Source organism: Sphingomonas faeni, from assembly GCF_040407565.1.
GTDB classification, from domain to species: domain Bacteria; phylum Pseudomonadota; class Alphaproteobacteria; order Sphingomonadales; family Sphingomonadaceae; genus Sphingomonas; species Sphingomonas faeni_F.
In genome coordinates this window covers 24,031-45,267 of sequence record NZ_JAPZPR010000009.1, presented here as the reverse complement: position 1 = coordinate 45,267, position 21,237 = coordinate 24,031, and the positions used below count along the sequence as shown (strand labels likewise).

Here is a 21,237-nt window from a genome sequence, read left to right as displayed (position 1 = left end):
CCTGACAATAGCTGCCATTCAACGGGTGTGCCCGGGACGGCCGAAAAGTCCCACATCTCGCCGTTTGGCGTGAAATATCTGGTCGCTGTGAGCACCGACAGATCACATTAACAAATGTCGGCTTCCGGGAAGCCAGGCTGGCGGTCTGAATGTCGCGTTCTGGGTCTCAGTATCGGGCAAGGTGAAAACTGCCGTACTCTGTTCAGCGCCTATGGACTGACAGTCGACGAACCTAGCGTAGTCCCATCCGATCTAGCTTTTTCAGCAGGCCGACCCGCGAAAGGCCGAGGTTGCGGGCGGTGTGAGTGTGGTTATGGCCGGTCAGTACCAGCGCCTCGGTGATACGGCGGTACTCAAGCGCTGCTATCTCGCCCTCGAGCGTCTGTGGCGTGCCGATGGTTGGCAGGTCCGCGACAGCGTCGCCGACGGCGAAGGCGAGATCGGCTGCGCCGACATCGACGCCGGTTGCCGATCGAGGGGCCAACGCAGCCGCACATTCGACGGCCGCGCGCAGTTCACGGACGTTGCCGGGCCAGCGCCGTTTCGCCAGCCAGTCCAGCGCGTCCGGTGTGAACTGGCCGGTGCCGTCGCTGGCGCGGCGTAGGAAAATAGAGGCGAGCAGGGACACGTCGGTCGGGCGTTCGTCGAGTGACGGCGTGCGCAGAACGACGCCCTTCAGTCGGTAATACAGGTCTTCGCGGAAGCTGCCGTCGGCAACGCAGGCAGCGAGGTCGCGGTGGGTCGCGGCGACGATACGGACGTCCGCGATACGCGGCTCGCGCGCGCCCACTGGCTGGAAGCTGCCGTCGGCCAGGAAGCGGAGCAGCTTGACCTGCATGGCCGCGGGCATCTCGCCGATTTCGTCGAGGAACAGCGTGCCGCCAGCTGCGGTCTCGACGAGCCCGGGACGGTCGCTCGTCGCGCCGGTGAAACTGCCTTTGAGATGGCCGAACAGTTCGCTTTCGAGCAGCTCGGGCGGGATCGCACCGCAATGGACAGGCACGAGCTTCCGGTCGGCGCGTGGGGAGGCACAGTGGAGCGCACGGGCGACCAGTTCCTTGCCGGTACCGCTTGGACCGAGCACCAGAACGGGCAGACGGGTCGGTGCGATCCGGCGGATCAGGTCGCGCAATGCGGCCATCACCGGCGTAGTGCCGATAAGTCCCATGTCCTCGGCACCGGTGTCGCGAGCTTTGAGCGCGGCGAGTTCGCGCGCGAGGCCCGCGCGTTCCATCGCGCGGGCGACGACGATGCGCAGGATGTCGGGGTCGACGGGTTTGGCAAGGAAATCCCATGCGCCGGCATCAATCGCCTTCAGCGCAAGCGCGTGGTCGGCATGGCCGGTCATGACTATGACGGGCGCAGGTGCGAAGCTGGCGATCAGCGCCAGCCCGGCCTCTGGATCATGGTGCGGTGGCATCGCGAGATCAAGCAGGACGAGGTCGGCGGGTGCCTCGGTAAAGGCGGCACGGGCGGCGTCGCCATCGCCGACCACGCGGACGTCATGGCCGAGACCGCGCAGCCACGCGCCGGTGAGGCGCTGGAAGGCGGGTTCGTCGTCGGCCAGCAGGATGCCGCTCATTACAAATCTCCGAAGGTAAGACGGAAGCAGGTCGACCAGCCAGGCCGTCGAGCGAGCGTAACGGTTCCGCCATGCGCCTCCATGATGCGGCGGACGATGGCGAGGCCCAGGCCGGTGCCTCCGGGACGGCGCGAAACGAACGGGCGGAAGAGGTTGTCGACGATCTCGGGAGCGATGCCGGGCCCGTCGTCGCAGACGTCGATGATCACAGGGGGGCCCTCTGCGGCAACGATGGTGACGTTCGTGCCGAGCGCGCGCGCGTTGTCCACGAGGTTGGTGAGCACTCGGACGAGCGCCCGGCGGTCAGCCATGACTCTCAGGTCCTCAGGCACTTCGAGTCCAACACCCATCTGCCCGACGAGCTCGATCAGGCGGATGGGCTGCGGCACCACCGTCCAGGCACGCGAATAATCGAGGATGTCGCTGACGAGGTGATTCATCCGCGCGACCTGTTCGCTGATTTCGGCGCGCACCTCGGACGGGGCACCCGTTGCTGCCATTGTCACGATCCCGAGAGGGTTGCGCAGATCGTGCGCGACGGTCGCGGCCAGTTCGCCCAGTTCGATCATCCTGGCTTGGCGTTCGGCATCAACCAGCCGGTGCGTGGCTGCAAGGCGGCGCGCAGTTTCCCCGACGAGCCCGGCGAATCGGTCGACGACGTGGCGTGTCGCTGGCGGCGCATCGTTCCAGCCACGCAGGGTCACCGTTTCGCCGGCGACCGCCAATGACGGACCGTCGTCGACGACGGGCAAGTTCAACCGCAGTGCGAGCAACACATTGGCGATCGTCGCGAGTTCCGTCGTGTCGGTCGCTCCGGCTAGCTGGTCGCGCCAGCCGGCGACGTCGGCGTCGCTGACCCGGCCGCCGGGAAACACGACCGCATCAGCCAGCCGCTTGAGCGGGGCGAGCACGAGGATGCCGAGCGCAAGCGTCGCGGCGAGCGCTGCCCAGGTCGCTAACAGGCCAGCCGGCCGGCCGGCCAGCACGAGCGGCACCGTGGCGATGCCTGCGCTGACCGCTCCCGCCAGCGCCACGAGCAGAATCCAGACGAGCCCGCGCCGAGCCCAAAGATCCGTCGCCATGAAGCGATACCGCAGGATTCCGTAGACCAAGGCGACCGAGTAAAGCGGTAGCAGCAGGACTGGCCAGGGATAGGCGTCGATCCCAAGCGCGGGGAAGGTAAAGCCGGTGAGTGCGACGAGACCGATCAGGCTGGAGACGAATACCGCGCCGGCTTGGCGGCGATGCTGCCCTTGCTGCTGCACCCAGGTCTGCGCGAGACGGAGATGGCCGATCACCGACAACAGGCCGGCGAGACCCAGCACGCCCCAGCCAACGATCGACGGCACGAACATGCCAGGGAAGCCGTGCCACGGCACGACCTCACCCACTCCGAATATCAGGCCTACGGTCGTAGCAAACCCGGAGATCGCGTAGCTCGCGATCGCGACGGGCCGCAGCGTGCCGCACAGCGCGAACGCAAAAACCAAGTGGACAAACGCCGCGGCGGGCAGGGGGGACAGCGCGATCAGCGTCGCGGTGAATGGCGTCGCGGCCGGCCCGACGATCGCGGGGATCGCCTGCGCGATGCTCCAACTCGCGACGCCGACCAGGAACAGCGCGAGCAACGCCGAACCCGGTAGCGCGCGCGCGCGCGTCGCGACGAACAGCGCGAGCATGAGGCTCGCGACCGTAGTTAAACCAAGCGCGCCGACATAGGCGATGATGCCGATTGCCGTATCCATCGTTGACACCATAGCACGCGGTCCCGTTCACGACGTTAACATCTGCGGGGTGGCGAACCGACATAAACCACGCATTCTCGTTGGTTTTCGCAATTGGCATGCCATTCGCAAGGTGTCGGACGGCTGGCCGATATCCGGACGGCGTCGAAGGAGATTTCCGCCATGCTGCTACCCATAGCCGCCTTGCTACTGACCTATGCACTGACCGCATTGATCGCGATCTTCGCTGCCGTCGCGCTGTGGCGACCGCTGTCGATCCTGCTCGCCGAACTGTGCGGGACCGAAGAGCGGTCGCGCTTCTGGACGGTGTGGTCGATGGTGATGATGATCGCCACGCCAATGCTGCTCGTGTCGATGCGCTACGTCGCGACCGATCCAACCGAGTTGGTGCAGGGCACCGTTACGAGCGCGCTCTTCGGAGTGTTGCTAGCGCTGGTCGGCATGGGCTTCGCGGTATGGAACCGCAGCCCCCGTGCTGACGCATAAGGGCCCGACGATGCATGTCCTCGTCATTGGCGCAGGCGGCTTCGTCGGGCGTCATCTGGTAGGGCGGCTGGTGGCGAATGGCGTTAGCGTCACCGCCGCCGGGCGCGATCCGGTGCGGCTCGCGCAGGCGCTGTGCGGAGTCTCGACGATCCGCTGCGACTTGGCGCGGGATAGCGCGGACGACTGGCTGCCGCGGCTGCGCGGAATGGATGCGGTCGTCAACTGCGCCGGACTAATCCGCGATGGAGGGCGGTATGCCATGGTCCACGATCAGGGTGCGCGGTCGCTGTTCGATGCATGCTATGCGTGCGGCGTCAGCCGCGTGGTTCAGGTCTCTGCGCTCGGCGCGGATGCCGGCGCGACGACGCGCTACCATCTCAGCAAGCGCGCCGCGGACGATTATCTTGCTAACCTCGATCCTAGCGGCAGCCGGATGGACTGGGTCGTGCTGCGGCCGTCGCTCATTATCGGCCGCGGCGGGCAGAGCAGCGCACTGTTCGGCGCGCTCGCCGCTCTGCCGCTTACGCTACGGCTGGGGCGGGGTAGGTGGCGCGTGCAGCCAATCCATGTCGACGACCTGATCGCGGGCATCTTGCGACTGCTGTTCCGGGAGGCGCCGATCGCGGCACGGATCGACGTCGTCGGACCCGAGCCGATGACCACGGACGCGCTGACCGCCAGCGTGCGACACTGGCTGGGTCTGGCACCTGTGCCCGTTGTACGGTTGCCGCGATGGATGCTCGCTGCCGCGACGCGGCTCGGGATCGGGCCGGTGACCCGCGAAAGCCTGACGATGCTTGAGGCCGGTAACATCGGCGACGTTGATCCGCTGATCGCCGCGACCGGCCTGGTTCCCGCCAGGTTGGGCGTCGCGCTGGCGCGGACGCCAGCGACGGACGCCGACCGGCTGGCTGCTCGGCTGATGCCGCTGACGCCGATGCTGCGCTGGTTGCTTGCTGTGGTCTGGCTGGCCGGTGGCATCGTACCGCTGGTATTGACGCCTGCGGCTACGAACCGAGCGCTGTTGGCGCAGGTCGGGCTGACCGGCACGCCCGCAATTGCCGCGCTCGTTGCGGGTGCCGTGCTCGATATCGCGATCGGGCTGGCGCTGCTGGCTCGTGTGAGCCGAGCAGCGATGGCCGGGATCGTCGTGATGCTGGGCTATACCGCCATCCTCGCCACAACGATGCCTGCGCTCTGGGCCGATCCGTTCGGCGCGCTCGTCAAGAACGTAGCTATCCTGGGTCTGGCACTCGCTGTGCATGCCTTGGAGAACGACCATGGATAAGTATCTGCTTCTCAAGACCGTGCACATTCTGTCTTCCACTCTATTGTTCGGGACCGGCCTCGGCACCGCGTTCCACGGCTTCATGGCCAACCGCTCTGGCGACCTTGCGGCGCGACGGATCGTCAATCGCAACGTCGTGATTGCCGACTGGCTGTTCACCACTCCTGCGGTGATCGTGCAGCCGGTGACCGGCGTTTGGCTCGCTCGGATCGCCGGCTATCCGCTGACAACCGGCTGGTTGGCGGCTGCCATCGTGCTGTACCTGTTCGTCGGCGCCTGCTGGCTGCCGGTCGTCGGCATCCAGATCGAGATGCGCCGGATCGTCGACCGGCTCGCCGACGGCGAGGGACTGCCAGCGCGCTATTTCACGCTATCACGAACCTGGTTCGCGCTCGGCTGGCCAGCCTTTGCCGGCGTGCTCGTGATCTTCTGGTTGATGGTCGCCAAGCCGGACTTTGCGTGGTGACCGCGCTATTCCGGCGGTTGCTCGGTCCCGCGATCGATGGCCTCGCGCCCAGCCTGCGCGCGGTACATGACGAGGATGACGATCAGGTCTGGAAGGGCCTTGCTGAGATACGGGCGAGCGACAATCCGTTTGCGCGGCTGCTGTGCTGGATAATGCGTCTGCCAGCGCGCGGCTCGGGCGTGCCAGTCACTGTTCGGTTCGAACGGCACGGAGACGCCGAGCATTGGCATCGCAGGTTCGGCGATCGACAGTACCACAGTACCCTGCAAATTCGGAACGGCCGCCTGATCGAACGGATGGGGCCCGCGGCCAACTCGTTCGACGTCTCGGTCGTCGATGGAGCGCTGCATATGGACTTAGTGGGCTTCCGGTTCCTCGGCGTACCTCTTCCGCGATGGGCGCGGCCGGCATGCCATGCTGTCGAGCAGGGGCAAGACCGCGAGTTTAGGTTCGACATTCCCGTCGACCTTCCGCTGTTCGGCCGGGTCATTCATTATCGAGGCCGGTTGGAGAGAATCGATGACTGAGCATCCGATCATCCTCTTCGACGCCGAATGTGTGCTGTGCTCAACGAACGCCCAGTTCGTCCTGACGCACGACCGCGCGCGCCGCTTCCGGCTCGCTGCGATGCAGGGCGAGGTCGGCGCCGCGCTGTGTCGACGGTTCGGGATCGACTCAGCAAATCCCGATACCATCATTGTCGTCGAGGGCGACCGCGCGCTGCGCGACAGCGACGCGGTGCTGGCGATCTATGCTGGGCTCGGTTGGCCGTGGCGGATCGTCGCCGCGGCTCGGCCAGTGCCGCGCAGTTTGCGCGATCCATTATATCGCTGGGTCGCACGCAACCGTTACCGCCTATTCGGGAGACGGGCCAGCTGCTGGCTGCCACGTCCAGAGGACACGGATCGCGTTTTGTAGGCTACGCAACATAGATCTTCGGTTGACTAGGGCGTCTGGAACGCGTTCGACCCTTCATGAACAAGCGTCTCAAGTTGGGAAGCGCAATACGGGGCGCGAACGACCGCAACTGGGTCATACGCACCACAGCTTGCTAGACAAATTGCGACCTACTTTCGCCATTCGCGATCGCCGCTGCCGACCACCTGTTTCACTGCCTTGATAGCAGCGGTTGCGAGCGCGGCTGATGGACTGAATGCATTTAGTGGAGCGCTAGGATATGCGTGCTGGACGTACTGAATGAGGCCAACGCGGACTGCGGAGTTCACCGGATACCGCGCTCCGTTACTAGAACCTCGCGATGTCGTTGGTCGTAGGGGGGCGCATGCACTCCATCAGCTTACCGGACGAGTGGAGCAGCGGCGATGCGCCAAATCCTGCCGCCCTTATCATCCACAACCAGCACTGACCCATCACGCGCGGTTGCCAACGCGCGTGGACGGCCATGGACATGTCCCGGCCCATCCGTGAAGCCGGTCAGCACTGGCTGCATTGGGCCCACAGCCTTCCCGCCACGGAACGGAACGAATACCACGTCATATCCGAGTAGGGTCGAGCGATTCCATGAGCCATGTCGTGCGACGAACGCGCCGTCTTTGAACCGTGCGGGCAGCGACGTGTTTGCGCCGAACGCAATTCCGAGCGCCGAAGCATGCGCCCCGACCGCGAAATCGGGCGTGAGGGCCTTGGCTACGAGTTCGGGCCGTTGTCCCTTCAACCGCGGATCAGGATTCTGACCCCAATAGCTATACGGCCAGCCGTAGAAGCCGCCCTCTTTCACGCCGACGATATAGTCGGGGACCAGATCGTCGCCCAGTTCGTCACGCTCGTTGACCGAAGTCCACAGCCGGCCGGTCCGGGGTTCCAGCGCCATGCCGACCGGATTGCGGATGCCATCGGCGAAGATGCGCTCACGCCCGCTCGCCAGATCGATCGCCAGGATCGCGGCACGGCGCGACTCCTTGGCCATGCCGAACTCGCCTGCGTTGCTAGCTGACCCCACGGCGATGAACAGGGTGCGCTCGTCGCGGCTGGCCAGCAGATTGCGCGTCCAGTGATTGTTGTAGCCGGTCGGATCGAAGCGGGTAATCCAGGTCCGCGGCGCATCGTCGGCAATGTGAGTGATGCCGAGCTTGTAGGGCGTCCAGAACACGCCGTTCGCGTTGGCAATGTACAGCTTGCCGCCGATCAGCTGCATTCCGTACGGCTGGCTGAGCCCCCGGATCAGCGTCTCGCGCACGTCGGCGCGACCATCGCCGTCCGTGTCGCGCAGTAGCAGAATGCGGTTGCGCCCGACCGCGCGATAGTTCGGATCGTTGCTCTTCCGCTCGGTCGTCGCCTCGGCGACCAGCACGTCGCCATTGCGCAGCACCACTGCATTGCGCGGGGAATCGAGCCCGTCAGCAAAGACGTTGACGGCAAGGCCGTCCGCCACCTTCAGGCTCGCACCGTCGTGAAAGGGCGTCGTGTCCGGCGTGTTGACGACCGACTTGGTGGTGTACGGCGCGGGTAGCGCCGGCCGGCTCCCGATGCTCGGGCCGCTGGTCTGGGCGTGCGCCAGTCCGGTGGCAAGGATCAAGGGCAGGGTCAGCAGGCGACGCAGCATGGTACGGCTCCGGTCATGGCAAACGGGCGTGGTCGGAAACGAGGCGCAACGGCCGTTCGAGCTGGTCCGCGTCATTTTCGTCGTGCCTGAAGCGCGATCGAACCCGGTTTCAGCCCCTGCGCGCTGACGCGTACAGTGAAACGTCCTTCCCCGGCGCCGCGGACCAGCGCGACCGCGTTACCGTCGCGCGGCTGCCGATCCGGCGAGGCAAAGGGCCGGTGGTCGGTGACCGATCCGTTGTCGGTGGCGATCAGTTCGCCGGCACCTTGGACCGAGAAGTGCAGAAGATGCTGTGCACCCGGCACGGTCACGCCCTTCGCATCGACCACCTGCGCGCGGACATAGATCATGCTGTCGAAGTCGGATCCAACCGTCCCGGCATCGGACGACAGCCGGATCGCAGCGGCGCGTCCGGCAGTGACAAGCCGATCGGAAATACTGCCGGCGCCCTGGTCGCGGCACACCGCGCGCACGTCTCCGGGCGCATAGGTGACCGCCCAGCGACGCGGCGACGCATCCGCGTTGATTGGCAGGCTGCCGAGCGAACGACCGTTGATGAACGCCTCGACCTGACGGCAATTGCTGTAGACTTCGATCGTTTCGGGATGTGGTTTCGGGTTCGTAGGGGTCCAGTCGTCGAAGAGTGCCACCGGCGGCTGGGGCGTCGCCACCGCGATCATCGTCGGCAGGGCCGGCTGGTTCGGTCCGCCGGCACCATCGGTCGCCGGTCCGGCCGCCGTCGGAATGGCGTTGCGCACGACGTGGATGACGGGCTTGTCCGACCACCAGCTCGCCCGCTCCAGCCCGCGGATGTGCGGTGCACCCGTCCGGTCGAGCAGGCCGGTGTAGCGGCTGATGAACGGCCAGCCGGCGCGGTTCGCTTCGCCCATGTAATCGATGCCGGTCCACAGGAACATGCCGGCATAGGCCGGATTGTCGCGCACGGGCAGCCAGTTGACCCGGTTGTGCCCGTTCTCCGTACCGACGATCCGGCGGCGCGGGTTTTGACGATGTGCCGCTTCGAGTTCGGTCTCGCGATAGTTCTGGCCGACCACGTCGAGCATGTCGGCCAGGCCGTTTGCGTAGTCGCCCGTCACATTAGGGCGGAACAGACCCATCGTCACCGGACGGGTCGGATCGTTCGCATGGGCAATGTCGAGCAGCGAGCGCAGCGCCGCCTTGGCTTGTACGGGATAGGCGGTGTCGTGGATTTCGTTGCCTGCGCTCCACAGCACGATGCTGGGGTGATTGCGGTCGCGCCGGATCATGTCGGTCGCGTCGCGCTTGTGCCAGTCGCTGAAGAACAGGTGGTAGTCCTCCGGCGTCTTCGCGACGTTCCACTGGTCGAACCACTCGTCCATCACCAGCAGGCCGAGTTCGTCGGCGAGGTCCAGTAGTTCGGGGCTGGGCACGTTGTGCGCCGTGCGGATGGCGTTGACGCCCAGGGCCTTCAGCGCGGTGAGCCGCTGGCGCCACACCGCGATGGGTACCGCCGCGCCGACTGCGCCGCCGTCGTGATGGACCGCCACGCCCTTCAGCTTGAGGTTGCGTCCGTTCAGCCAGAACCCGGTGTCCGCCCTGAACTCGGCCTCCCGCACGCCGAACGGCACGGTTTCGCTGTCGAGCACGTCGCCGCGCTCGTCGAGGATGCGGATCGCCGCGCGGTACATCGCGGGATCGTTGAGGTTCCACCGACGCGGCGATACGAGCCGGATCTCGCGCGTCACGAGCTGTGTCCGGTCCGCGTCCACCCGCGTCAGCGGCGATCTCGCGCGTCCGGCTTCGCGGCCGTCGGGACCGGTCACGACGACGTCCACTATCGCGCCGCGCGATGCAGCGCCCGCATTGTCGATTTCGGTCGAAACCGAAAGCGTGGCGGCATCCGTGGTGATCGACGACGTGCGCACGAACGCGCCACCCTGCGGCACATGAACGTCGCCGGTTTCGATCAGGCGGACATGCCGATAGATGCCCGACCCGGTGTACCAGCGCGACGACGGTGCCGCCGCCGTGTCTGTGCGCACCGCGATGACGTTCGGTCCGTCGCGGCGCAGATGGCGCGTGATGTCATAGCGCAGCGAGACATAGCCCATCGGTCGGTAGCCGACATGATGGCCGTTCACCCAGACCCCGCTGCGTTCCATGATGCCGTCGAACTCGACGAAATAGCGGCGGTTCGGGGCCGGTACGATATGCAGGTCGCGACGATACCAGGCGACGCCGCTCGGGAAAAAGCCGTTCTCGCCGCCGGCTTTCGCGTCGGGCGAGACCGGGCCGGCGATCGCCCAGTCATGGGGGACGGAGACGGTGCGCCAGCCTTGCGTGCTTGTATCCGCGCGTTCGGCGCCCTCGGGATCGCCTTGCAGGAAATGCCAGTCGTCGGACAGAGCAGTTATCTGACGTTCGGCTGGGATAGCGGCGGAGGAGAATGCCAGGCCGGCAAATATGATCGCTGCACAACCGAATCCGCGAGGCATCTCACTCTCCCGTACATTCCACCGCTACGCTATTCGCAGTTGGTCGTATATTGAGAAGTCTTTTCACATGTTGAGTCGTGGTAATCAATCTTTTTAGCTCTGCCATCATCGGACTTACGCTCGAATTGCGTCGTGTTGCTGAGAGGGGGATCGGCCACTTACGCAAAGATCCGGCCGCGGGTCGGGATGGGCTGCGAGTTAAGGGATCCATTGAGCCGCTGGAGGTTGCCTCCATTTGGCTGTCAGTGCTGCAAATCCGTTCGGCTCGTCCCTTACCACTTCCTGGCACCCCACGACCGCTCGTTGGGGTGTCGAGCAGTTATGAACGGATGTCTGAAGTTGGCGAAGGCGGAACGACGGGTGAATGTCTGAAATTGGCTCAACTAACCCACCTTTATCGCGCAGCGGCGCGATAAAGTTGTCGCCCCCTGTGTCACCCCCATGGCAGCACCAAGGGTATCACGGGAGCTGCTAATCATCGTCCCCGGCGGGTAGCTCTTTTAGTCCGGCAGCTATCGGGGCGGCGGGCATCGCGCCGGGCGGGGTCTGGGATGGCCCAATTTCGCGACCCCATTCAACACGCTTTTCCCCCCGCCTCGCCCGCGGTCTTTTCGTGTCGCAAAAGGTGCGATCAAACGACCTGCAGAAACTGGCCCAAGTCCTAGGCCGCGTCGCGGTATTTGGGGCTCATACGCCGGTGCAGTTCGGTGCAGATCGCGGCCTCGCAACGGGGGCGACGTGAATTGCAAGAATGGCACCGAATTTGCGCATCCTCCCTAGGATGCACCGGACGGCGCAAGCCGGCACGCTCACCAGCGGTCGCTGGATGTTGAACCCGTGGGGTTCGGGGCCTCGGGGGCTTGATGAAGCTTCAAACTGCGCACGCCATAGGCGTTCCTTATATATTTAGTTCTTACAGGGCCTCTGTCTGACCGCTCAACGGATTTGCACTATCCACAGAAAGGCGGACCTTAGCGAGCAGGGCGCGCAGCTCGGGATTCTGGACGTCGGCGATCACGTCGTCGACCGTCGCGGTGTCGATCTTCTTCTGCCGCGCGAGCTTCTCCGCGACGGCGCGCACGAACTCGCTCGGCCGACGCAGCATGCGCCTTACACATTCACGGACGGTGGGGGGCTGTAGTAGGATGTAGGCGTTCGGGATCTGCTCTGTTTGCTGCTCGTCGGGCAGGGCGTCTTCAACATGCTGGCAACGCCGGATCCAGTCGAGGAAGCCGCACTTCTTCAGACGATCGAGTGCGTCACCGACGGCGCTACGTGAGCGATGTATCTTGTCGGCAATCTGCTGGTAGCTGAGATCGAGACGCCCCGTCTTGCGCCCGCGCATCCGGAGCATGAGGCGCAATACTTCCAGCCCGACCGCGCCCAGTGCGCCGTTGCGTTTGCCGGGGAGCTTCGTTTCGTGATCGAATTCCTCCGCGGCGCGCATGCGCGCGTTATGCTCCGTTGCAGAAAATGTATTGTGCGCACGCCATAGCGCGACTTCCGCGCCGCCCGCATTCTGACTGTTACGCCGAACTGGTTGACCGGAGCGTGCGCGGTCGCGGATGCCGGTGGTGACTTCGCTAAACGAGCGGGCGATATTGCTCGCGCCGGAGGATGCGCGGGGGAACGTGGCAGCGGGCAGTGAATTCGACATCGTGTCGGCTCCCGAAGGAAGTCGATGGCAGGCAATCGGCCGGCGGTGGAGCCGGGATTGCGGGGCTCGATGTCGATGGTCTCGCCTCCGGTGCGTTTCCGGTGCAGTCCGCTTTCGATCACGGATTTCTGCGGGCTAGAAGGTGCGGGGCTCTAGAGTTTCCCCCGCAAGAACGTTAGAAGTCCGGGCTAACGGCTTCGTTCGTAATGCGGGGGTCACAGGTTCGAGTCCTGTAAGCGGCACCACCCTTCTTTGAGTTATATAACGTTGGTCAGCAGTACGTTTCCTACTGGAGGCGGTCTAGCTAGGCTATTCGTTTGGGTCCTACGTGGGGCGCTTTGGGTAGGAAGTCGTGGTTATGCTTCGCTTGATCTGTGCCTCTGCGTTGGCTGGACTGCTGGCTGTGGCCCCCGCATCATAAGAATGCGCGTCCGTGCCCGATCAGCATTTCGCGTTGGCCATGTGTTGTTGAGATGAAAGGCGACTGCCCTCCGATCCGTGCCCGAGCATGACTGCCGCCCTGTGGCAGGAGCGCGGCTTCCGGAATCAGCAGGCGACCGGTAGCCAACTCCTTCGCCACAGGCGGCAATCGTTCTTAAACGTGACTGTTTTGTCATGAAACCGAGACGTAAGTTCGAAAGGCGCTGCTGGTACATTGGTTCTTGAGCAGCAGTAGCGTTGCGCGATTGAGGATTAGAGCAATGGATCAAGCCGACCCGACGGTATTTGCAAGTCAGCTGGAGCGTATGATCGCGTTCGCGGACGGTCACCAAGAGTACGTCCTAGGGGCGTGGCTTTCAGATGCGCTTAACCGGCTAAATGTAATTATCGAAGCCTCACAGGGGTTGCCTTCCGCTACGGAATAGGTTGGTCATTGCAACCGTAAAGGTTGGGGACAGGTATGACGAACAACGACGAGGCCGCGCAGATCGCGAGTGCCATCCTGTCATTTCGGCGTTACAGATCGCGCGCTTTGTCGGCGGCAATTTTTGGCGAGCCAGCCTGGGAGCTGTTGTTGGAGGTGTTCGTTGCTGATGCCGCCGGTATTCCAATGACCGGTAATATCGCCGCCGAACGAAGCGGTACGCATGCAAACGTAATGTCGCGTTGGCTTAGGCATCTGTCAGTTGAAGGCCTCCTTATCGGGGATGGCGACGGTAATCTTAACGACGAACTTACGCTCTCCGGAGCGGGCATGGCGGCAATCGAAGATATATTGCTTCAGGCCCGTTCCCTAAAGGACAGTATAGTATCGGCTAGTGCTTCAAGCGGTCGGTAAATAAAAGGCGGTGTGTTTACCCCGGAGTCGTGGCTATGCTTCGCTTGATCTGTGCCTCTGCGTTGGCTGGACTGTTGGCTGTGGCCCCCGCATCGTCCCAAACTGTGCCTGCGCCTGATCGGCAGCTCTTGGTGGACAAGTGGCACTTTGAAGAGGAGGGCATCGCGGTTGACGTCAGCCTGAACGCGGACAGCACCGCCGTCTACAGCGTCGAAGGTAGTGTGGGCATTCGTACGTCTACATTGATACTCGGGTGTGATCTGAGAGACGTATCCCGATATGATAAATATAGGGTTCAAACTCACCGTGCCGGACCCTCGCAAGCGACCAAACTGCCCCGGTGGGTAGCCAGCGCAGCAGCGGCAAACGCCATCGTCAGTGCAAATCCAGCAGCCGTCAGCATCACATTCTGTGTCGCGAGTATTGCAAGGGTAAGGCAGATAGCGTGGATGATACAGAGCGTAGCTAGAGCCGGTTTCCAACTGCGAACTGCCCAAGGTTCGTAGGCTGCAAGACCGTTTATCCACCATGCCACGGGCATAAGGATAACCCAGTAGATCGGTGACGCACGCGCCTCCCATTGCGTTCCGGGTATCGCGACCATGGTGAGAGCGACGGCAGCCACCACCGCAGCGACGGCGGTGAGAAGGACCGCTATTCCTGAGCGACGGTCCTTGCGCAGCCGCTGCCAGTACTCTGGGTCGCGTCGGATCATGATAGCTGCAGTCCGCTCTGCATCATCGAAGTTAGCGGTTGAACCGCGGGAAGGCATATCCTCCGTAAAAGCGATCCGCGAAATTGCCGATGGTCGCATCGCGAATGGGGTGATGCTCGTCACCCCAACTGACAACTCGCAACCGAATCGGGCTACGATGGTCCTGACTGTCCTCGCCTTTGGCTACTGCGGCTCCCGAGTAAGCGTCATGAACCGGGCCGAGTGCAGCTTTGCGGCGATCAGCGCGGAGGCGGCCAAACGACTTAGGGTCGAACCAAGCGGCTTGGTCAGCCGCCTGGATTGCCGGGGGTGTCTCGGGATCGATAACCACCCAATGACGTTGCTGGATCGAGGTGGAACCGCCGCTAAGCAAACTAGCATCTATCTGAATTACCAGCCAGTAACCGACCCAGCGATCGAGAAGCGCCAGTGCGTCTTCGAGACTGCTGTTAAATAAACCAACGCCCACCGAATCAATTTTCGCAGGGGCGCCAACCGACGCGAACCACTGTTTCACCATCCAAGGCCAAGTAATGGCTGCACCGCGATCCGTTGGATGAGCTGCGGCGGGCGTCGATCCGGACCACCGGGTGGCGGCGCTGAGGCTTGCCATGGTCATCCAATCCAGATCAGAGATAGACGAGCCTCGGGCTTTCCCGCTTTGTATTTGTGTCAGCGAATTCCGCGTTTCAGTATCAACAGAGACAAGGGTCTGGTCGCTCGCTCCTTTGAACGTGAACGGCACACCTCGCCAAAGAGCTGTTGCGTAAGCGACGTACCAATCCGGCCGATCTTCGAGCACGCAGTATAGGAAGGCAGAGCAGCCGCAATATGACGTGCCGCGTTGGTGGGGCAGCGTTTTTCCATCTAAGCGATCCCGGAGTTCGGCGACCAGCCTATTACGGGGAACAGACCAGCCTGCAGGACTCCGTTGCCGTACAGCCTCATCCCCAGGTGAGAGGCGTGCCGCTCCTGAAGTGCCAGCGTTTGCGAAAGCATCTAAAAGTATCTTGGCTCTAGGCAGGTAGGGCGACGTGATACGGTTCATCCTCGCACCTCAGTCTGGGTTGCCATGCCTCGGCGGTTGGTTTCGTCCATACCGATCGACAAAGAACTGAGCAAAAGAGCAACTACCGCACCGCCAACCGTACAAGCGACCGCAAAGCGAAAACCCTTGTCGTTAGGTTCGTGTCCCGCTGTGCTGTCCCGAGGCGGAAGCAGCAGCGGTAGGATGACTGCTATGGGAACGAGCCATTTCAAAACGGAAAGGAGCGTCCTGCCCACCTGTGGAGACGCCACGAAGAACGACCCGAATGCAGCAATTGTCAGTACGCCCAGTAAAAGAAGGCCCCAAGCGGCCATGCGCGTGTCAATTCCGGCGTCACGCAGTCGACGGATGCCTTCAACGGTCAATTTGGCCAGCGCCGCTCCCGCGATTGCTCCAACGGCGGCGGCCGCAACCCGACCGTACTCCCAGCTTGTTTGCCCACAGATATAAAAAATGACGCTTGCGACCAATATAACGACGATCATCCGCCCAATGGAGGTCCGCCCCTTTTCGGAATAGAACCGTCGTAATGTCAGCTCAATCTCAGGCAAACCCCTGCTCCTATTGTCTGCAGTGACAGAGGTATCCGCAGAAGGGATGGATTTAACAAGACGAAATCGAAGCTGCGGCCTTCCTGTTTACGGCTACCTGATCCTGTAGGCGGCACCACCTTCTTTATGGCACTTGCACAAGAGAACGGCGGCAGCAGGCGCTGAAATGCCGTTCGGCTGGGCAGCCGTTTAACTCCTGCTTGGGGCGCTTTCGCCCGCTGAAGGCCTTGCGGTGACGTGGCCCAACGCGACCGGTCTATTCTACATGAGCGACGGCAAGAACGAGGCGAGGCTGGAAGAGGGGCCAGTTACCGGACAGGTGAGCGTCGAGCGAGAAGCCGACAGCAAGCGGTTGGCGACGTTCTTCATGAAACCCGGCGGACCGAACAGCTACCGCTTCACCTACTACCCGAGCGACGTCGAGCCGTTCAATTTCCAGGCAAGGGCCTTGGACGCAAAGGCGGATATGCTGGAGGTCGAACTTGGCAGTGCGTCGGCGACGGTGAAACGCGTTCGGGGCTGACTGTTATCATACTCGTATTTGGCCAACTTCTTTGTGGCGCCTAACGTCATGCGTATGCGTCAATGTGACGGGTGCGGCCCAACGAGTTGCACGCGCAGCATTAGGCAGGCCGTATGAGTTTAGCCGACACGCGAAAACGGATAGGCATTCTTTATATATGCGTTCAAAAACTGTCCCTTGGACGGCGCTGCAAATAGCTCGGTCCAAATTGATGGCGGAACATTGTAGTATTGGTAGACTGACCCACTGCTAAACTCAACTTCAAGCGTTTCGCTTGGATCGTCATAGCCTAGTGATACAATGTTCGTTGAAGCTACGGGATCTCTGTTCATTCGGGAACGCTTTCGTCGGTAACAGGGCTTCTGGGAATCTGAACGTCATTGACGACCGCAGTCGTGCGCTGTGCCCGCCAGGATGCAACAACTCTGTCATATCCTTCAGCGAGACGGCGCGTCTTCCATGCTGCGCTGACCTTGGGGTCCGAACTACGTGGCTGGTGCTCAGCGGCAGGGAGAAATATCCTCGTCCTAACTGGAAGGCGCGCTGCCTCGCCTGCGATAATGGCTTCGCCAGTCCGAAGTACTGGAAGCAAATCCATGAGACCTGACAAGTTGTCCGGCAAGGCGCCCTTAACTCTACCGCGATCCGTGGGGTTTGAAAGGCGTAAAGCTATCAAGGTTCCACACTGTGAAAGTACAGTTTCGTCAATCTCGGCAGGTCTCTGTGAAACGAGCATGGCGCCGACCCCATATTTCCGCCCTTCTTTGGCAATGCGCTTTACCACTTCTGCGGCAACATTTCCGCTCTCTGGACTTACGTAGCGATGGGCTTCTTCCATAACGATGAGCAACGGCCGAAGGACACCGCCTTCGGTCTTTTCGCGACTCCAGTATAATGCCTCGTAAACAATCCTTAAGATGGATCCGATGAGGCGAACTAGGACAGAACTCGGTACGCCGGACAGATCCAAGACGGTGAGCGGCCTATCATGACCCAACCAACCCTCAAGAAGCGTATCAAGATCTTCACTAGTGGTCCCGTCAAGTTCCGGTTCCCAAGGACCTGGATGCAGAATGAAATCATAGCGCCGGTCAAGCAGGCGCGACCGTAACAGATTCAACTGACGCCGGATGCCTCTCGCGGCTGAATTAAGGAATGGCCCGGCGGAGCCCATGGCGTGAGGTTGGTAGCGAGGGGCTGTGAGTGTTTGCGCATCGCCCGGTGTCTCAAGGCACGGGGTGTCGCGTTGCGGCCCCGAGAACGTTGCCGTCTCAAAGTCTGTCAGGTCATACCATAGTTGCCGAAGAGAAAATGGAACAGGGCTGTCGACCGTCAGTGATTGCAGGTCCAAGCCAGCGAGCGAGGAGTTGGCTAGACTCTCGCCTTTCATTTCTTGGATTTTATCAGTTATTGCTGTAAGCTGATTATCGTTCAGCGGGCCTGTAACAAAATCTAGCAATTCTCCCGCTTCCAACGCCCAATAGGGGACGTATAAAGGTTCTTCTCCGGGTTGGGGAGTGGCGCTAAATACCTTGGCGAGATCTGACAGAGCGGACGAATACTCGCCATGGATATCGAGAAGAAGTACTCGTGCCCCTTTCGATCCCTTGGCATCAGAGGGGGCGACGATCGAGCGAACGATGCTTGCAACGGTTGTCGATTTACCGGCGCCCGTTGAGCCCAAGATTGCCGAGTGGCGAGTGACCAGCGCGTCGAGAGAAAGCCGTACAACGATGTTTTCCGCGCTGGACAGTGTACCGATCGCAATCTGGTCGTCCTCATCTCCGCCATATATACGGCGGAGGTCTGCTTCGGTCACGATATGGACGCTGTCGTGGATGTTCGGGTGCTGACTCAATCCACGTTCGAACCGTTCGCCGATCGCCTCGCCAGCGAGTTCAACACGCATCCATCGGCCGGTGTCGACCTCCTTTACACCGGCATCTTCAGGTGCCGCATTGGCTCCTACCTCGGCCACAACGCCGAACAGGTCTTGGTAGCCGAGTGGAATGCGTACAAAGCTACCGACCTGGCCCACTCGGTACGTATGCCCTGCTATAATTGCGAGGCCCGACGAGATCGACTGAGCCAACTTCACCATTATCGACGATCCGGAGACGCCACTTACCCGGCCAAGGTAGGTAGGATCTTTGCCGCTCACGCTACGATTGCCGCAGCTATGGCTGCCGTAGCTGCGGCTAACGCGGCAGTGGCGGAGGAGCCCGGAAGTGGTGGTGACTGCGCAATATCTGCCGAGTGCGACATGGCGCAGAAGCGGCAAAAGCTGGTAAAGTCTCCGAGTAAAAATTGTGGCTCGCCAACGCCAAATCGCTGCCCCCAAAAACTCTTCCGAATCTCAGCCCAGTTTTTCGGCGGGTCTCCTGGCCTCCATTTTCCTGCTACACTGCTGATTACAGCACCATCTGCAGCATAGACCGACATGTTTGGGTGGCTCAGGGCAAGTTCACAGGCTGGCTGTTCCTCAGCAAGATTTTGGTATTGAAACGCAAATACCGCCGAGTTTGAGTTCATGGCTAAGGTTTCATCGAGTACTGCGCAAATGTGAGCGTCACGGAACGAAAAGCCAGCCGTTAGAAGAAGTGTATCGGGGGTCAGTAAAAAATCTTTTAACCGTTCGAAAAGTGCCGAGTATGGCTGTTTCTGCGTAAGATCGTATTTCAGATGATCCGGGTAGACTAGCTCCGAAGAGCTCAATCCACCCGATCGAATGACAACATCTTTCTCAATTTTCCATCCTAATGAACCATGCAACTTCCACAATCGCGACCAACGCGGCGGAAGGTCATCGCCAGCGACCGTCACTGGATCAAAGAAGGGCGCATTGCCTCCCGTAAAGCCATCGAAGTACGGTGCTTTTGCTGCCTCAAATGCTTCTTCAACAAGGAGATCATAGTTTGTCGTGAAGATTTCTATGGCATGCGGTCGCTGCGTGCCGCTGATCCAGGATACAATCTCGTTATAAGCACATCTCTCCGCTGGAAGCTTTGCTCCTACGACAGCTCCGATTGCAGAGCATATGTTGCTACCCAAGGCAGCATAACCGGTACTGTCTAAGCCATTTACAGGAGTTGTACCAATTGCGTTTTGTAAAAGCCGCACTTTCGAAAGGATCGTCTCAATATTTCCGCCGCCAGGAAGGCCAGCACGGATAGCTGCAGATGCTGTAGCCTCCGCGCCCGTAAGCGTCCCGACCACTAAGTCGGTGAGTTGATCAACGCCCGGGATAAGAGGAGATCCGCTTGAGGAAAGCGCGCCCGTCGCATCGACCCTGACCGACAATGGTGCACCGGCCCCAATCAAGATTCCGATACGTTTGCGGCCCTGCGATAGTATCTGGCGAAAATCAGCCATGAAACGGTCGGGGTTATGAACAGTGTCCAAGCGCTCTGCCTCTACAGTAGTCCGGACTCGTGCCTGGATAGTTCGATTGTAAGTCTACTGGTTCGTATTGCAAACGCCTTCGTCAAACAGACCTAGGCCGAGCAAGCCATGCTACGGCCTGCTCAATCCGTGGAAATTCTAACCCCCACGTTCCAGTGCGCAAACCCGGGTATCTTATATGGAAAGCCCACCTACGGGCGATTCCAATAACAGCTTCGGTTCGATCCCAAGCGCGTCCGCCAATCGCCCCAGTGCTCGCACAGACGGGTTCCTAGTGCCGCGTTCGAGGTCGCTCACGTAGCTGCGTTCCATACCCGCATCGAGCGCCAACCGCTCCTGCGACATACCCTTCAGCTTCCGATGATGGCGCACGTTCGCGCCGAGAAGCTGCACCACATCCATACTTGGGTGTGACCGGAGACCCGCGTCCGGGTCTGTAGACCAGACGTGTCAATTTCGCTTGCCCTGCCGATCGAGGCGGGGAACGATCATCCACAACAACCAACATTCGGGAGAACCACATGGAGTACGAGTACAAGGTCATCGACGTCGCGGATGGCGCGATCAGCTCCGTGCTGCTCGGCGACGGTCGCATCGAGACGGCGGTGCTCCAGGCCTACATCAATGCCCTGGCTGCCGAAGGGTGGCGCATGGTGTTCATGGAGAAGGTCCAGCAACGCTACATGCTGACCAGCGATCGCGAGACGCTGATGGTCACCTTCGAACGACGCGTTCCCGAGGATCAACGGGAGGCCCGTGCTGCGCGCGTCATCGACGACGTCATCGCGGCAGAGGACGGTGCCAAGCGCACTGGCCGGAGGGCCGCCGCCGGGGCTGTCGGGCTTGGTATCGGGGCCGCTGCCATCGCCACCATCTTTTCCAACGAATAGCAGGGAGACACGACATGGATATGAATGAACGCGTCGCCGCGCGTCGAGCAGAGCTGGAACGAGAAGAGCGACAGGCGAAAGCAGCCGCTGGCGAAACAGCCAAGGTGCAACGCGAAGCGAACGCTGCCGCCGATGAAAAAGATCGGTTGCGACAAGCGGCGGCTACGGAAGGTATCTTCGACGGCCTGTTCGGCGATGCCAACGCCGCAGGCGTCAAGATCAAACGCGAAGGCGACGACGTCGTTCTTCAGGAGGAGCGCAAGCCGGCCAAGATTGATCGCGCAGGTATGCGGCAAGGAAAGGTCAATCGAATGATCAACCGTGCTGCGCGTGAGCGATGGACACCTGAAGAAAGCCTTCTGATTTTCGGCATTGGAGGAATGGCGGTCGCGACATTGCTCGTCGTTCCAATTCTCGGTGCAGCTATGTTCGGGTTCAGCGTTTGGCGTCTTACCGTCACCAACAAAAAGTATCGAGCCGAGCTTCGTCGGGACTACCCCGCGCTGTTCGAACCACGGGACGCAGTCTGACCATATCTGCGGACCTGCAGATAACCTGATCAACC

The 21,237-nt window shown here is 61.6% G+C and carries 20 protein-coding genes; 9 read left to right on the top strand and 11 right to left on the bottom strand.

What is annotated here, in order from left to right; genetic code table 11:
• Positions 1-232 precede the first annotated feature (232 nt).
• Positions 233-1,582 (bottom strand): sigma-54-dependent transcriptional regulator, encoded by a 1,350-nt coding sequence (locus O6Y00_RS17815; protein ID WP_353443908.1) that lies wholly within the window; start codon positions 1,580-1,582, stop codon positions 233-235.
• On the bottom strand, positions 1,582-3,327 hold the full coding sequence (locus O6Y00_RS17810; protein WP_353443907.1) for a sensor histidine kinase: 1,746 nt from the start codon (positions 3,325-3,327) through the stop codon (positions 1,582-1,584). The genes O6Y00_RS17815 and O6Y00_RS17810 overlap by 1 nt, the downstream gene beginning before the upstream one ends.
• Before the next feature lie 162 nt (positions 3,328-3,489).
• Between O6Y00_RS17810 and O6Y00_RS17805 the strand changes: the two genes are divergently transcribed.
• Genes O6Y00_RS17805 through O6Y00_RS17785 form a run of 5 tightly spaced genes read left to right on the top strand, consistent with a single transcriptional unit; the run spans position 3,490 to position 6,485 of the window.
• On the top strand, positions 3,490-3,813 hold the full coding sequence (locus tag O6Y00_RS17805; RefSeq protein WP_353443906.1) for a hypothetical protein: 324 nt from the start codon (positions 3,490-3,492) through the stop codon (positions 3,811-3,813).
• A complete protein-coding gene (locus O6Y00_RS17800) occupies positions 3,800-5,101 on the top strand; it encodes an SDR family oxidoreductase (RefSeq protein ID WP_353443905.1) in 1,302 nt (433 codons plus the stop codon). Before O6Y00_RS17805 ends, O6Y00_RS17800 begins: the two co-directional genes overlap by 14 nt.
• Complete coding sequence (locus O6Y00_RS17795) at positions 5,094-5,567, top strand: DUF2269 family protein (RefSeq protein WP_353443904.1); 474 nt, start codon at positions 5,094-5,096, stop codon at positions 5,565-5,567. The genes O6Y00_RS17800 and O6Y00_RS17795 overlap by 8 nt, the downstream gene beginning before the upstream one ends.
• A complete protein-coding gene (locus tag O6Y00_RS17790; RefSeq protein WP_353443903.1) occupies positions 5,564-6,094 on the top strand; it encodes a DUF4166 domain-containing protein in 531 nt (176 codons plus the stop codon). Before O6Y00_RS17795 ends, O6Y00_RS17790 begins: the two co-directional genes overlap by 4 nt.
• On the top strand, positions 6,087-6,485 hold the full coding sequence (locus tag O6Y00_RS17785; RefSeq protein WP_353443902.1) for a thiol-disulfide oxidoreductase DCC family protein: 399 nt from the start codon (positions 6,087-6,089) through the stop codon (positions 6,483-6,485). The genes O6Y00_RS17790 and O6Y00_RS17785 overlap by 8 nt, the downstream gene beginning before the upstream one ends.
• Before the next feature lie 379 nt (positions 6,486-6,864).
• Here O6Y00_RS17785 and O6Y00_RS17780 read toward each other — a convergent pair whose 3' ends face one another.
• The 3 genes from O6Y00_RS17780 to O6Y00_RS17770 all read right to left on the bottom strand — a co-directional run bounded on the left by O6Y00_RS17780 (position 6,865) and on the right by O6Y00_RS17770 (position 12,264).
• On the bottom strand, positions 6,865-8,130 hold the full coding sequence (locus O6Y00_RS17780) for a PQQ-dependent sugar dehydrogenase (RefSeq protein WP_353443901.1): 1,266 nt from the start codon (positions 8,128-8,130) through the stop codon (positions 6,865-6,867).
• Between the two features lie 71 nt (positions 8,131-8,201).
• A complete protein-coding gene (locus O6Y00_RS17775; protein ID WP_353443900.1) occupies positions 8,202-10,607 on the bottom strand; it encodes a glycoside hydrolase family 2 TIM barrel-domain containing protein in 2,406 nt (801 codons plus the stop codon).
• A gap of 913 nt (positions 10,608-11,520) precedes the next feature.
• Entirely contained in the window at positions 11,521-12,264 is a 744-nt protein-coding gene (locus O6Y00_RS17770) for a hypothetical protein (RefSeq protein ID WP_353443899.1), read from the bottom strand.
• A 901-nt stretch (positions 12,265-13,165) separates the two neighbouring features.
• Here O6Y00_RS17770 and O6Y00_RS17765 point away from each other — a divergent pair.
• Positions 13,166-13,543: a hypothetical protein gene (locus O6Y00_RS17765; protein ID WP_353443898.1), complete on the top strand. Its 378-nt coding sequence runs from the start codon at positions 13,166-13,168 to the stop codon at positions 13,541-13,543.
• A 746-nt stretch (positions 13,544-14,289) separates the two neighbouring features.
• On the opposite strand, the gene O6Y00_RS17760 is transcribed toward O6Y00_RS17765, so the two are convergent.
• A complete protein-coding gene (locus O6Y00_RS17760) occupies positions 14,290-15,060 on the bottom strand; it encodes a hypothetical protein (protein ID WP_353443897.1) in 771 nt (256 codons plus the stop codon).
• Between the two features lie 242 nt (positions 15,061-15,302).
• Entirely contained in the window at positions 15,303-15,857 is a 555-nt protein-coding gene (locus tag O6Y00_RS17755; protein WP_353443896.1) for a hypothetical protein, read from the bottom strand.
• A 232-nt stretch (positions 15,858-16,089) separates the two neighbouring features.
• On the opposite strand from O6Y00_RS17755, the gene O6Y00_RS17750 reads away from it, so the two are divergent.
• Positions 16,090-16,380 (top strand): hypothetical protein, encoded by a 291-nt coding sequence (locus tag O6Y00_RS17750; RefSeq protein WP_353443895.1) that lies wholly within the window; start codon positions 16,090-16,092, stop codon positions 16,378-16,380.
• Positions 16,381-16,499: 119 nt separating this feature from the next.
• On the opposite strand, the gene O6Y00_RS17745 is transcribed toward O6Y00_RS17750, so the two are convergent.
• The 4 genes from O6Y00_RS17745 to O6Y00_RS17730 all read right to left on the bottom strand — a co-directional run bounded on the left by O6Y00_RS17745 (position 16,500) and on the right by O6Y00_RS17730 (position 20,184).
• Positions 16,500-16,712: a KTSC domain-containing protein gene (locus O6Y00_RS17745; RefSeq protein WP_353443894.1), complete on the bottom strand. Its 213-nt coding sequence runs from the start codon at positions 16,710-16,712 to the stop codon at positions 16,500-16,502.
• The gene (locus O6Y00_RS17740; RefSeq protein WP_353443893.1) at positions 16,709-18,481 is read right to left on the bottom strand and encodes an ATP-binding protein; all 1,773 of its coding nucleotides are present in this window, start codon (positions 18,479-18,481) and stop codon (positions 16,709-16,711) included. The genes O6Y00_RS17745 and O6Y00_RS17740 overlap by 4 nt, the downstream gene beginning before the upstream one ends.
• 56 nt (positions 18,482-18,537) lie before the next feature.
• The gene (locus O6Y00_RS17735) at positions 18,538-19,782 is read right to left on the bottom strand and encodes an SIR2 family protein (protein ID WP_353443892.1); all 1,245 of its coding nucleotides are present in this window, start codon (positions 19,780-19,782) and stop codon (positions 18,538-18,540) included.
• Between the two features lie 174 nt (positions 19,783-19,956).
• A complete protein-coding gene (locus O6Y00_RS17730; protein ID WP_353443891.1) occupies positions 19,957-20,184 on the bottom strand; it encodes a helix-turn-helix domain-containing protein in 228 nt (75 codons plus the stop codon).
• 119 nt (positions 20,185-20,303) lie between these two features.
• Between O6Y00_RS17730 and O6Y00_RS17725 the strand changes: the two genes are divergently transcribed.
• Both O6Y00_RS17725 and O6Y00_RS17720 read left to right on the top strand, forming a co-directional pair.
• Positions 20,304-20,672: a DUF4177 domain-containing protein gene (locus O6Y00_RS17725; RefSeq protein ID WP_353443890.1), complete on the top strand. Its 369-nt coding sequence runs from the start codon at positions 20,304-20,306 to the stop codon at positions 20,670-20,672.
• A gap of 14 nt (positions 20,673-20,686) precedes the next feature.
• Entirely contained in the window at positions 20,687-21,202 is a 516-nt protein-coding gene (locus O6Y00_RS17720) for a hypothetical protein (RefSeq protein WP_353443889.1), read from the top strand.
• The last annotated feature ends 35 nt before the right edge of the window (positions 21,203-21,237 follow it).